11 protein-coding genes are annotated in these 11,986 nt (G+C 72.2%); 5 read left to right on the top strand and 6 right to left on the bottom strand.

The window, feature by feature from the left end:
• Positions 1-130: 130 nt before the first annotated feature.
• A complete protein-coding gene (locus AC4FS1_RS09505) occupies positions 131-1,732 on the bottom strand; it encodes an ABC-F family ATP-binding cassette domain-containing protein (protein ID WP_491154483.1) in 1,602 nt (533 codons plus the stop codon).
• A gap of 218 nt (positions 1,733-1,950) precedes the next feature.
• On the bottom strand, positions 1,951-2,610 hold the full coding sequence (locus AC4FS1_RS09500) for an alpha/beta hydrolase (protein WP_491154482.1): 660 nt from the start codon (positions 2,608-2,610) through the stop codon (positions 1,951-1,953).
• Positions 2,611-2,695: 85 nt separating this feature from the next.
• On the opposite strand from AC4FS1_RS09500, the gene AC4FS1_RS09495 reads away from it, so the two are divergent.
• Positions 2,696-3,322 (top strand): NUDIX hydrolase family protein, encoded by a 627-nt coding sequence (locus AC4FS1_RS09495; protein ID WP_491154481.1) that lies wholly within the window; start codon positions 2,696-2,698, stop codon positions 3,320-3,322.
• Positions 3,323-3,485: 163 nt separating this feature from the next.
• On the opposite strand, the gene AC4FS1_RS09490 is transcribed toward AC4FS1_RS09495, so the two are convergent.
• From AC4FS1_RS09490 to AC4FS1_RS09480, 3 genes are all read right to left on the bottom strand, one after another.
• Complete coding sequence (locus AC4FS1_RS09490) at positions 3,486-4,562, bottom strand: threonine aldolase family protein (protein WP_491154479.1); 1,077 nt, start codon at positions 4,560-4,562, stop codon at positions 3,486-3,488.
• A gap of 150 nt (positions 4,563-4,712) precedes the next feature.
• Positions 4,713-5,426: an SDR family NAD(P)-dependent oxidoreductase gene (locus AC4FS1_RS09485; protein ID WP_491154477.1), complete on the bottom strand. Its 714-nt coding sequence runs from the start codon at positions 5,424-5,426 to the stop codon at positions 4,713-4,715.
• 9 nt (positions 5,427-5,435) lie between these two features.
• Entirely contained in the window at positions 5,436-6,185 is a 750-nt protein-coding gene (locus tag AC4FS1_RS09480) for an NRDE family protein (RefSeq protein ID WP_491154475.1), read from the bottom strand.
• Between the two features lie 43 nt (positions 6,186-6,228).
• Here AC4FS1_RS09480 and coaBC point away from each other — a divergent pair, with 43 nt between their 5' ends.
• Positions 6,229-7,440, top strand: coding sequence for a bifunctional phosphopantothenoylcysteine decarboxylase/phosphopantothenate--cysteine ligase CoaBC (gene coaBC / locus AC4FS1_RS09475; protein ID WP_491154473.1), 1,212 nt, complete (start codon positions 6,229-6,231; stop codon positions 7,438-7,440).
• A 139-nt stretch (positions 7,441-7,579) separates the two neighbouring features.
• Here coaBC and AC4FS1_RS09470 read toward each other — a convergent pair whose 3' ends face one another.
• The gene (locus AC4FS1_RS09470; RefSeq protein WP_491154471.1) at positions 7,580-9,037 is read right to left on the bottom strand and encodes a DUF6421 family protein; all 1,458 of its coding nucleotides are present in this window, start codon (positions 9,035-9,037) and stop codon (positions 7,580-7,582) included.
• A 122-nt stretch (positions 9,038-9,159) separates the two neighbouring features.
• Between AC4FS1_RS09470 and AC4FS1_RS09465 the strand changes: the two genes are divergently transcribed.
• The 3 genes from AC4FS1_RS09465 to AC4FS1_RS09455 all read left to right on the top strand — a co-directional run bounded on the left by AC4FS1_RS09465 (position 9,160) and on the right by AC4FS1_RS09455 (position 11,971).
• Positions 9,160-10,110, top strand: coding sequence for a diacylglycerol/lipid kinase family protein (locus AC4FS1_RS09465; protein WP_491154469.1), 951 nt, complete (start codon positions 9,160-9,162; stop codon positions 10,108-10,110).
• 68 nt (positions 10,111-10,178) lie between these two features.
• The gene (locus AC4FS1_RS09460) at positions 10,179-11,330 is read left to right on the top strand and encodes a sensor histidine kinase (RefSeq protein WP_491154468.1); all 1,152 of its coding nucleotides are present in this window, start codon (positions 10,179-10,181) and stop codon (positions 11,328-11,330) included.
• Positions 11,327-11,971 (top strand): response regulator, encoded by a 645-nt coding sequence (locus AC4FS1_RS09455; protein WP_491154467.1) that lies wholly within the window; start codon positions 11,327-11,329, stop codon positions 11,969-11,971. The genes AC4FS1_RS09460 and AC4FS1_RS09455 overlap by 4 nt, the downstream gene beginning before the upstream one ends.
• The last annotated feature ends 15 nt before the right edge of the window (positions 11,972-11,986 follow it).

Here is an 11,986-nt window from a genome sequence, read left to right as displayed (position 1 = left end):
GCGCGGCGGGGCGGGGGCTTTCCGGCAAGGTACCGCGGCCTCACGTGTCGAGGGACGGCTGGCGACGACGCGGATCCCGTCGTGGAGGGTGCGTGCTTCCGGATCACCCTTCCACGGTTGTAGCCCGGATTCAGACCTCGCTGATCCCTTCCGCTCCCAGGGCGAGGACGAGGTCGGGCGCGATCCGGGCGAGGAACGCATCGTCGTGGCTCACGACGAGCACCGCTCCGCGGTAGGCCGCGAGGGCGTCGACGAATCGGTCGACCGTATCGAGATCGAGATTGTTCGTCGGCTCGTCCAGAATCAGCAGCTGCGGGGCCGGATCGGCCAGCAGCAGCCGGGCCAGCGCCACCCGGAAGCGCTCGCCTCCCGACAGCGTCGCCACGGGCCGGTCGACCGCGTCCCCGCGCAGGAGGAATCGCGCGAGCCGGTTGCGGAGCTCGGCCGGCGGCACGTCGGGCGCTCCGGCCCGCACGTTCTCGAGGACCGATGCCCCCTCCTCGAGCCCGTCCACCCGCTGCGGCAGGTACGCGACCCGGTCGGTGTGCAGCTGGGCCGTCACCGAACTCGCGCCGAAGCCGCCGCCGACGTTCCCGATGATCTGCTCGAGCAGTGTCGTCTTGCCGATGCCGTTGGGACCGACGATCGCCACCCGCTCGGGGCCTTGCACGATCCAGGTGCGCTCGCCGTCGCCGAGGCTGAGGATGCGGCGCGCACCGGCTACCCCGGGATCGGGGAGGTCGATGCGGATCACGTCGTCGTCCCGCACGCGTCGGTCGGCCGCATCCCACGCAGCGCGAGCCCCCGCCTCCTTCTGACGCACCTCGGTGCGAAGGCGACCGGCCGACACCTGCGCCGCGTGCTTGCGGCCGCCGGCCACGATCCCGGGGACGCGCTTCTCGACCTGTGCCTTGTGCCCCATCTGCGCCCGCCGGGCGAGCTTGTGCTCCGCTTCGATGCGGTCGCGCTTCTCGCGTCGCACCGCCTGCGCGGCGGTCCGCTCGGCCTGGCGCGCAGTATCCTGCTCCGCATTCAGCCATTCCCGCCACGCGGAGTACGGGCCGCCGAACACGGAGAGGGTGTTCTCGTAGAGTTCTGCGGTGTCATCCATCAGGTCGAGGAGGGTCACATCGTGACTCACCACGACGAGCGTGCCGCGCCACGAACGCACCATCTCGGCGAGCCTTCCGCGCGCGTCGCGGTCGAGGTTGTTCGTCGGTTCGTCCAGCAGCGTCAGAGGGGCGTCGCCGAGGCGGATGCCGGCGATCGCGGCGAGGATCGCCTCCCCACCCGAGAGCGAGCCGATCGTCCGGCCGAGGGCATCCGGCGGCAGCCCGGCCTCGGCCAGCGCGGCGATCGCGCGCGCCTCCACGTCCCAGTCGTCGCCGACCGCCTCGAAGTGGCGCGGGTCGGGGTCGCCGGATTCGATGGCCCGCAGGCCCGTCAGCGCGGCGCTCACCCCGAGCAGGTCCGCGACGGGGCGGTCGACATCGAGGGTGAGCCGCTGGGGCAGGTACGCGACCTCACCGGAGCGGAACACGTGGCCGGAGGTCGGCTGCAGGTCGCCCGCGGCGATCCGCAGCAGGGTCGACTTGCCCGATCCGTTGCGACCGACGAGCCCCGTGCGGCCGATGCCGAAGGCGCCGGACACGTCGCGGAGGGCCGCGGTGCCGTCATCCCACACGAGGGACACGGAATCGAAGACGAGAGAGGAGGAAGAGAGGGCGGACATCATGCTCCGGTGGTGCAGGCACTGACACCGGACCGCCGCGGCCTTTCAGGCCGGCAGAGGCTGCCGAGTTACGGCGGGTCGACGGTTCAGCGCGCGGACAGGGGCGCGGAAGCGAGGTCGATCTTCACCGGAGGGGGTCCTCACACTCGGAACAGGGCTCGGCCACGATAATCGAGCAGTTGCAGCGACGCAACCACTTCGCGGGCTGCGTGCGCGCATCACGGCCTGGCGCCGTCGTCCAGGCGCTTCGTGAGGAACGCGTGCACGTCGGCGAGCTCCTGCGCCGACACGCTGTGCGCGAGCCCCGGATAGACGCGTCCGGTGAGCTCGGCATGGGCGGGCAGCCAGTCCACGGTGTGCGCCACGAGGGGCTCGGGGATGACGTCGTCGCGGGTTCCGCGTCCCCAGAAGACCGGCGGCTTTCGCTCGGCAAGGGCCGGGTCTCCCGGGAGCGCGCCCGGTGTGGCGTATCCCGACAGGTTCACCGCGAAAGCGAACCGCTCGGGATCCAGCCGCATCGCCTGCAGTGCCACCGCGGCGCCCTGCGAGAAGCCGAGCAGTCCCACGCGTGCGGCCCCGGCGACAGCATCCACCCACTCCACCACTCCCGCCGCGGCCGCGGTCACCGCCGACGCGTCGCGACCGGCCAGACCCTCGATCGGATACCAGGAGTACCCCGGCGACGGCCACGGCGGGGCCAACGGCGCCCGCACGGCCGCGAAGACGAACGCGTCGGGGAGGTGCTCGGCCAACGCGAACAGGTCGCGTTCATCCGCGCCGTATCCGTGGAGCAGGACCAGCACGGGGCGGTCGGCGCGTTCTGCGGGTGGGGCGCTCCAGACGACGAGGTCGGCGTCGATGCGGGGCGTTTGGCTCATGCGGCCCATCCTTCCAGCCGGCGCCGAAGCCGGGACATCCGTCCGGGATCAGCGCGATTTCGCGGTGGGTTGGTATACAGGGAGCATGCCTGTGCGCACCCCGGATCCCGACCCCGCCGACGGCAACGACGACGACGCCCGCAGCGAGCCGCTCGGTTCGCCCTTCGACTCCGGCTCGGCGGGGGGAACCTCCGGCAATCCCGGGTGGCTCAGCGACGTCGAGCTCGCCGAGATCCGACGGCGGATGCCGATCCTCTACGTCGAGGCGGTGCCGGTGCGCACCGACGGCATGGGAGCCGTGGTGCAGGTGGGGATCCTCCTGCGCGCGACACCCATCGGCGAAATGAGCCGCACCATCGTGTCGGGGCGCGTGCGGTACGGCGAGACGGTGCGCGACGCGCTCTTCCGCCACCTCGAGAACGACCTCGGGCCCATGGCGTTCCCGACGCTGCCGCCGCAGCCGACCCCGTTCACGGTCGCGGAGTACTTCCCGCTGCCGGGGATGACCGCGTTCCACGACGACCGGCAGCACGCCGTGTCGCTCGCCTTCGTGGTGCCGGTGTCGGGAACCTGCGAGCCCCGGCAGGATGCGCTCGAGGTGACGTGGCTCTCACCCGAGGAGGCGTCCTCCGACGCGCTCGCCGACGAGATGGAGGGCGGCCGCGGCACCCTCATCCGCCTGGCGCTCGCGAGCGTCGGCGCCCTGCGCTGACGGCCGGCCCCGCCTGAGCCTTCGCCCCGCGCGCCTTCGCCGAGAAACGAAATCTTCGGCGAGACGTACCGCAGCGCGTCGTGTCTCGCCGAAAATGCCCTGTCTCGCGGGGCGCCCCGGGCGCGGGTGCGGGGGCGCGGGTGCGGGGCGGGGGCGCGGGCGGTCAGGCCCCGGCGGCGGTCGTCTCCCGCGCGATGACCTCGAGGAACGCGTCGATGTCGGCCTCGGTCGTGTCGAAGCTGCACATCCACCGCACCTCGCGGCGCGTGGCATCCCAGTCGTAGAAGCGGAAGCTTTCCCGCAGCCGATCCGCCACGCCCTCGGGCACCGTCGCGAACACGCCGTTCGCCTGCGTCGGCTGGGTGAACGCGATCCCTCGGATCGTGCCCTCCGCGAGGCCCGCCTCGATGCCGGCACGCAGGCGCTGCGCCATTGCGTTGGCGTGCGAGGCGTTGCGCAGCCAGAGGTCGCCGTCGAGCAGCGCGATCAGCTGCGCCGAGACGAACCGCATCTTGCTCGACAGCTGCATGTCGAGCTTGCGCAGGTAGGTGAGGCCGGTGGATGCCTCGGGGTCGAGGACGACGATCGCCTCGCCGATCATCGCGCCGTTCTTGGTGCCGCCGAAGCTCATCACGTCCACACCCACGTCGCGCGTGAAGGCGCGCAGCGGCAGACCGAGGGATGCGGCGGCGTTGGCGATCCGCGCCCCGTCCATGTGCAGCCGCATCCCGCGCTCGTGCACGTGCTCGGAGATGGCGCGGAGTTCGTCGACGCTGTAGAGCGTGCCGAGCTCGGTGGACTGGGCGAGGGACACCACGAGCGGCTGCGCCCGGTGCTCGTCGCCCCATCCCCACGCCTCCCGGTCGATGAGCTCGGGGGTGAGCTTGCCGTCGTCCGTGGGGACGTTGAGGATCTTGATCCCGCCGACGCGCTCCGGCGCCCCGCCCTCGTCGACGTTGATGTGGGCGGTGGATGCGGCGATCACCGCGCCCCAGCGGGGGAGCATGGACTGGAGCCCCACGACGTTGGCGCCGGTGCCGTTGAAGACGGGATAGGCCTCGACGCCCTCGCCCAGGTGCTCGACGAAGACGTCCTTCAGCCGCGCGGTGTAGACGTCCTCGCCGTAGGAGATCTGATGCCCCTCGTTGGCGGCGGCGATCGCGGCCAGAACCTCGGGGTGGACGCCGGAGTAGTTGTCGGAGGCGAAGCCGCGCACGGCGGCGTCATGCAGTGCAGTCACGACATCCCAGCCTAGGTGCGCCCGGAGCCGCCGCGCCGACGCCGAGAAACTACATCCCGGTCGAAACACAGCGCGCCGCGTCGTTTCTCGTCCGGATCGTCGTTTCTCGGCGAGGGAGCGCGAGGGAGCGCGAGGAGCGGGGGGCGGGGGTCAGTCGGGGGTGCTCAGCTCGAGGACCGTGTCGTTCCACACGGAGGCGTCGTCGTCCCACAGGGCGACGAAAGCGTCGGCGAGGGCCGCTTCGAGCCCGGCGAGGCTCCGCACGCGGAAGATCACCGACGCAGCCGTCTGCGGGCCGCCGGCGTCGCGCGCAGCCTTCGCGAACCCCTGTCCCACGGCGCGCGTCCACGCTTCGCTCGCGGCCTTGACCGCGGCATAGTTCGCGCCTCCGGCCAGGGGTCGCGCCGCCGCGGTGGACGACACGATCGCCAGCCTCCCGGCGGTGGAGGCATTCAGATCGGCGTCGAACGCCCGCGAGACGTGCCGCAGGGCGGTGAGCGACACCTCGAGCGCCCGGAAGTCCGCGTCGCTCTGGCCGGCGAGCCCGCCGCCGCCTCGCCATCCCCCCACCAGGTGCAGGATGCCGTCGATGCGGCCGTGACGGGAGCGCACCCGTTCGGCCATCGCCACGACGCCCGACTCATCGGTCAGGTCGCAGGCTTCGACCGCGACGGCGGGCATTTCGGCGCGTAACGCGTCGAGTTTGGCCGCGTCGCGACCGGCCACGATCACCCGAGCGCCCGCGGCCGACAGCGTCGCGGCGGCCGCGCGTCCCGCGGCGCTCGTACCACCGGCGAGGAGGATGAGTCGGCCGGCGACGAGTTCGTCCGGCACGACGTCGATGTCGGGCTGATGTGCCGTCATGCGCCCAGTCTAGGAACGCGGGGGCACGCGCGACACGAGTTCGAGCCGATTCCACTGACCGGGCTCGTCGAGCTCGCCGTAGGCGAGGTCCACGCCGTCCGGGCCGACGGATGCGGCGCAGACGAGCAGCGACAGCGTCGGAACCCCGTACGGCCGGTTGTCGCGGACGATGGCGCGGTCGTCGGTGGGTGGCAGTCCGGCGCTGCGGTCGAGAACCGCCATCCAGTCCCGCCACCACGGCGTGGATGCAGCGGATCCGGCCACACCCGATGTCCCCGCCGCGGCAGCCGCGAACTCCGGGAGCCACCGGGCGATGCGCGGTGTCCCCTCATCGTCCACGTCGTCATGCGCGATCATGTGCACGCCCGGAGCCAGCCGCGTCTCCCGTAGCGCGTCCCCGTCCCACGACGTCACCCGGGTGCCCTCCTCGTCCACCACGACGAGGTTGAAGCCGTTCGTGCGCGGCGCCGACGCCGGCGGTCGCCCGTCGACCGCGTCGAGCACGATGGCGCCGCGGGATTCGGTCGCGCCGGCCACCTCGCGCCGGTTGAGGATGACCGCGAGCCGCGCTCGCGCCGGATCCGCCGCCATCCATGCCCCCCCGGCCCGCGCATCGCGGACGCCGACCACGCCCGGATGCGACTGCGGCCACCACGGCCCCGGCGCATCCCAGGGCCGCCCGGGGTCTTCGTCGCGCACGGCGAGGACGCGCGTGGGCGCTGTCGGGTCCTCCGGAACAGAGAGGATGACGGTGCACATGGCATTTCTCCCGCCTGCGCCTGCCCCGTGGAAGGATGGGCGCGTGTTCATCGTCGTGGGCGTCACCGGTGGGATCGCCGCGTACAAGACCGTGCATCTCGTCCGGCTCCTCGTGACCAACGGCCATGAGGTGCACGTGATTCCCACCGAGGACGCACTGCGTTTCGTCGGGCTGACCACGTGGGAAGCGATCAGCCGCAACCCCGTGTCCACCAGTGTGCACGACGACGTGGCAGAGGTGCGGCACGTCGCCCTCGGCCGTCGCGCGGAACTCGTGATCATCGCACCGGCGACCGCGAACACCCTCGCCTCGATGGCGGCGGGTCTCGCGTCCGATCTGCTGGGAACGACGCTGCTCGCCACCTCCGCGCCGGTGGTGGTGGCCCCGGCGATGCACACCGAGATGTGGCAGCATCCCGCCACCCGGGCGAATGTCGCGACCCTCGCCGCACGCGGCGTCACGATGGTGGGCCCGGCCGACGGACCGCTCACCGGCGGTGACTCCGGTCCTGGGCGGATGAGCGAACCGGAGACGATCGTTGCGGTCGCTCTTGCGCTCGTACCCGAGCGCGTCGACCTGGCGGGGCTCACCGTCGTCGTGTCCGCCGGTGGCACGCGCGAGCCGATCGACCCCGTGCGGTTCCTCGGAAACCGCTCCAGCGGCAGGCAGGGCGTCGCCCTGGCGCTGGCCGCCGCCGACCGCGCGGCAGAGGTCGTCCTCGTGGTGGGGCACGTGGATGACGGCGTGCTCGATGTGGCCGCGGCGCACCCGCGCATCCGCGTCGAGCGGACCAGCACGGTCGCCGAGCTGGAAGCGACCATGGGCCGCGCCGCGCCCGTCGCCGATGTCGTCGTCATGGCCGCGGCGGTGTCGGACTACCGCGTCGCCGAAGTCAGCGAGCACAAGCTCAGCAAGGAAGACGCCGGCGGAACGGGACTCACGCTCGAGCTGGTCCGCACCCCCGACATCGTCGCGGGGCTCGCCGAGCGCCGCCTCCCCGGGCAGACCGTGGTCGCGTTCGCCGCCGAGACGGAGGACGACGACGAGGCGCTGCTCAACCGCGCGCGCCGCAAGGTCGCGCGCAAGGGCGTCGACCTGCTCGTGGCCAACCGGGTCGGGTGGGAGGCCGGTTTCGGCGGAACCCACAACGTCGTGACGGTGGTCGGGCGCGACGGTGCCGCGCTCGCGCGGGCCGAGGGCACGAAGCGCGAGGTCGCCGACGCCGTCTGGGACGCGATCCTCGCCGTGCGCTGATCCCGCCGCGTACCCGCGCGCCGCTCGCCCCAACCCGGGTTTGGGGCGCGAGGCGTGCTTCGGGGCGAGAAATACCCGCCCCGAAGCACGCGATCCGCCCCGAACCCGGGGAAGGTGCCGGGCAGGGGGGATGCGGGGGTCAGTCGGTGCCGCGGATCCCCGCGGTCGACGCGATGACCGCGCGCATCTTCTTCTCGAGCGCCTCGTAGAACATCGACAGCGGGAATTCGTCGTCCAGCACCGCATCCGTGTAGCCCTTCGGGGTGCCCGAGAGCACCTCGTCGGGAAGGCCCCGCGCCCACGGCGATGCCGGATGCGGCGTCAGCACGCCGCGCACGAGCTCATATGCCGCGAGCCAGTGCGCTGTCTTCGGCCGGTCGATCGAGCGCCAGTACAGCTCGTCGATCGCATCCCCGAGCGCCACGACCGCTGCCGGGACCTCGTCCCAGTCGAACGCGAGCGACGTGTCGGTCCAGTGCAGCACTCCGCGCTGGTGCAGCCAGGCGAACAGCAGCTGGCCGCCGACCCCGTCGTAGTTGCGCACCCGCGAACCGGTGATCGCGAACCGGAAGATGCGGTCGAAGATCACCGCGTACTGCACGAGCGTGGCGTGCTCGAGCATCGCGGCCTCCGCCGCATCCAGCGGTTCGACCGGCTCACCGGCGGCGGCGTCCTCCACGCGCGCCCGCAGCCGCTTCTCGATCGCGACGCACTCGCGGAACGCCGTCAGGTCGCACCGCAACTCCTCCAGCGAGTACAGGAAGAACGGCATGCGCTGCTTGATCATGAACGGATCGAACGGCAGGTCGCCGCGCATGTGCGTCCGGTCGTGGATGATGTCCCACATCACGAACGCGCGTTCGGCGAGTGCCTGGTCCTCCAGCATCCGGGCAGCGTCGGCGGGCAGCTCGAGCTTCGTGATCGCCGCCGCGGCGTCCACGACGCGTCGGTACCGGGCGGCCTCGCGGTCCTGGAAGATGGCGCCCCACGTGAAGGTCGGGATCTCGCGCATCGCGACCGTCTCGGGAAACAGCACGGCGGAGTTCGTGTCGTACCCGGGTGTGAAGTCCACCAGGCGCAGCGACACGAACAGCCGGTTGGTGTACTCCTGCTCCAGCCGCGCGATGAACTCGGGCCAGATGACCTCGGCCAGCACGGCCTCGACGTGCCGGTCGCGGGAGCCGTTCTGCGTGTACATCGGGAACACCACGAGGTGCCGGATGCCGTCGATGCGATGCTGCTGCGGCTGGAACGCGACGAGGGAGTCCAGGAAGTCCGGGACGCCGAACCCCTCGGCCTGCCACCGCGCGAAGTCGGCGACGGAGGCCTCGAGGTACTCCGCGTCGTGCGGGAAGCGCGGCGCCAGCTCCTCGATCGCGGCGGTGATCTCTTCCACGAGGGACGCGGCGGCGGGATGATCCGCGGCATCCGGAACCGACCCGTCCTGCGCCTGCAGGGACTGCAGGGCCGTGGCGGCGTCCTTCAGCGACAGCCATGCCGGGGAGCGCTCCACACCGGAGGCCCGGCCGTCCTCGACGACCTCGGGCTCGCCGATGATCGCCTTGTGCGCACGGGACGTGGCGGCGGAAACAGACATGGGAACCTCCGATCTCCGGGGTATGACCGGCGCGTCGCACCGGGGCTGGTCAGGATGCGGCCAGCCTACCGCCGGCGTGTCAAGCGCTCTTGGCGGGGCGGGCGGACCAGTAGCGTCGGAGCATGCCCGACGAAAACGAACCGGCGTCTGCGGACGGCTTGGGTCTGCTGGTGCTCGCGAACAGCGGCGCGGGCGAGGCGGTGCTGCGTGCCGATCCGATGCCGGAGATCCGCAGGCGGCTGCCGCGCGCCGTCGTCCGCGAGCTGGACGCGGACGAGAGCCTGGACGACGTCGTGGCGGAGGCCATGGCCGCCCGTGACCGCCCCGCGGTGCTCGGCGTGCTCGGGGGTGACGGATCGGTGTCGCGCATGGCGCACCTGGCGCGTCGCTACGAGGTTCCGCTGCTGGTGCTCCCCGGCGGTACGTTCAACCACTTCGCGCGCGCCGCCGGTCTCGAGGACGTGGATGCGGCCCTGGATGCCTTCACCGCCGGACGCCTCCGCGAGGTCGCGGTGGCCGAGGTCGTGGTGGACGGCGGGCATCCGATCACGGTTCTCAACGCTGTCTCGCTGGGCGCGTACCCGCAGTTCCTCGCCGAACGCACCCGCGAGGGCCATCTGGGGAAGTGGGCCGGTGGCGTCGTGGCGATCTGGCGCGAACTGCATGGTTCCCAGCCGATCGTTATCGTCCGCGATGGCCGCCGCGCGGCGGTGTGGTCGGTGTTCGTCAGCGTCGGACGCAACGACCCGGAGCGGCACGCGACGATGCAGCGCGTGCACCTGGACGACCCCACCCTCGACGTGCGGGTTCACCACGCGCGAGGGTCGCGGGTGCGGGCCATGGCCTCCCTCGCGTTCGGGCGGCGGACGGTCGCCGCGATGCGCGCCCTGCGGCTCATGCCGCCCGCTTCCGACTTCGAGCGGTTCATCGAACCGGCGTGGGACATCCAGGTCCGCCCCGGGAAGGCGGAGCCCGTGTACGTCCACGACGGTGAGCTGGAGGAGGCCGACCCCGCCGGGTTCTCGCTCAGCATCCGCGCCATACCTGCCGCCCTGCGGGTCTACGCGCGGTAGCGGCAGCCCCCGCAGATACATCTGCAGGCGGATGCTGCGTCTTCCCGCTCCGCGTAGCCTCGGACACGATGTTCCGTACGCTGCGCCGCTCCCAGATCGTCATCGACGTCGTCGCGGCGCTGGTGTTCGGTTTCGTGGCGCTGGTGGTGGACGTGTCGCTGCTGAGCATGAGCAGCAACGCGCAGCTGCTCGCGGGCGTCGGCGCGGCGGCACTGCTCGCGGTGGCGCTCGCGTTCCGCCGCCTCGCCCCGGGGCTGGCGCTCGCCATCGCGTGGCTCAGCGCGATCGTGCAGATGGTGGCCCTGCTCGACCCGTCGCCCAGCAACGTGGCGATCTTCGCGGTGCTGTACGCCACCGCCGCGTACGGCAGCCGCCTGGTGTACTGGCTGGGCTTCGCGTCGGCGTTCGCGGGCGCGCTCGTGATCGCGGTGTACCTCTACGTGGTCCAGCCCGGCGTCGTGGAGTCTCGGCTGATCACGGTGGGGCTCGCCGTGCTCGTCGCCGCGACGTTCGCGCTGCTGCTGGCGTGGGTCACGGGAGCCCTGGTCCGCACGGCGCTGTCCGCGCGTGAGGCGCGACGTGCGCGCGAAGAAGCCGAGGCGGATGCGGTTGCCGAGCAGGAGCGGGTGCGCATCGCTCGCGACATGCACGATGTCGTCGCGCACTCGCTCGCGGTGGTCATCGCGCAGGCTGACGGTGCACGGTATGCCGCCGCATCCGATCCTGCCGCCGCGACGACGGCGCTCAGCACGATCTCCACGACGGCCCGCGCCGCGCTGTCGGACGTCCGCCTGCTCCTCACCCAGCTGCGGCACAGCCAGGGCGAGGGACCGCAGCCCACGTTGGCCGATGTCGACGCGCTGTACGCCCAGGTGCGTGCGGCCGGTGTCGACCTCGAGGTGGATGTGGATCCGGCGCCGGCCGCCGATCCCTCGGCCTCCGTGCAGCTCGCGGTCTACCGCATCCTGCAGGAAGCCCTCACCAACGCGCTGCGCCACGGGGCGAGCGGCCCGGTCACGGTCCGGCTGGCGTGGCATCCCCGCGGGGTGGAGATCGCGGTCGGCAACCCGCTCGCGTCCCCCGCGCCCCCCTCCACGGGCGGGCACGGACTCATCGGCATGCGCGAACGCGCGCAGCTGGCCGGGGGCGCACTCGAGGCGGGGCCCGACGGCGGTCGCTTCGTCGTCACCGCGCGGATCCCGATCGCGGAGGCGCCATGACCACGCCCATCCGCGTCGTGCTCGTCGACGATCAGGCGCTGTTCCGCGCCGGCATCCGCATGGTCATCGACTCCCAGCCCGACCTCGACGTCGTGGGGGAGGCGGCGGACGGCCGCGAGGCACTCGCCGTGGTCGCCGCCACCCGCCCCGACGTCGTGCTCATGGACATCCGCATGCCGGTGATGGACGGCCTGGCCGCGACGGCCGATCTGCTGTCCCGACCCGACCCGCCCCGCGTGGTCATGCTGACGACCTTCGATCTCGACCAGGCGGCGGCCCGCGCCATCCGCCAGGGTGCGAGCGGGTTCCTGCTGAAGGACGCCGAACCGGAGTTCCTCCTCGCCTCGATACGCACCGTCCACGCCGGCTCCGCCGTGATCGCCGCGTCGGCGACCCGGGAACTCTTCGCCGCGGGGGCGCGGGAGACCCGGCCGGTTCCGCCATCGTTCGCGGCCCTCACCGGGCGTGAGCGGGAAGTGTTCGCGCTCGCCGCCCGGGGCCTCAGCAACGCCGAGATCGCCGCGGGGGAGTTCCTCTCCGAAGCCACGGTCAAGACGCACATCAGCCGCATCCTCGCCAAGCTCGGTCTTCGCGATCGCGTGCAGCTCGTCGTCTTCGCCTACGACCACGGCCTCGCCTGACCCCCGCGTCCCTCC

Source organism: Microbacterium sp. Z12_35 (assembly GCF_058310475.1).
The sequence above is the reverse complement of the archived record's forward strand: the minus strand, read 5'-3'. Positions and strand labels throughout refer to the sequence as shown.

Coding starts and splice junctions, on each gene's coding strand:
- AC4FS1_RS09465 (WP_491154469.1), top strand. CDS start 9,160: ATGCCCGACGAAAACGAACCGGCGTCTGCGGACGGCTTGGGTCTGCTG.
- AC4FS1_RS09500 (WP_491154482.1), bottom strand. CDS start 2,610: ATGAGCCAAACGCCCCGCATCGACGCCGACCTCGTCGTCTGGAGCGCC.
- AC4FS1_RS09485 (WP_491154477.1), bottom strand. CDS start 5,426: ATGACGGCACATCAGCCCGACATCGACGTCGTGCCGGACGAACTCGTC.
- AC4FS1_RS09455 (WP_491154467.1), top strand. CDS start 11,327: ATGACCACGCCCATCCGCGTCGTGCTCGTCGACGATCAGGCGCTGTTC.
- AC4FS1_RS09505 (WP_491154483.1), bottom strand. CDS start 1,732: ATGTCCGCCCTCTCTTCCTCCTCTCTCGTCTTCGATTCCGTGTCCCTC.
- AC4FS1_RS09495 (WP_491154481.1), top strand. CDS start 2,696: ATGCCTGTGCGCACCCCGGATCCCGACCCCGCCGACGGCAACGACGAC.
- AC4FS1_RS09470 (WP_491154471.1), bottom strand. CDS start 9,037: ATGTCTGTTTCCGCCGCCACGTCCCGTGCGCACAAGGCGATCATCGGC.
- AC4FS1_RS09480 (WP_491154475.1), bottom strand. CDS start 6,185: ATGTGCACCGTCATCCTCTCTGTTCCGGAGGACCCGACAGCGCCCACG.
- AC4FS1_RS09460 (WP_491154468.1), top strand. CDS start 10,179: ATGTTCCGTACGCTGCGCCGCTCCCAGATCGTCATCGACGTCGTCGCG.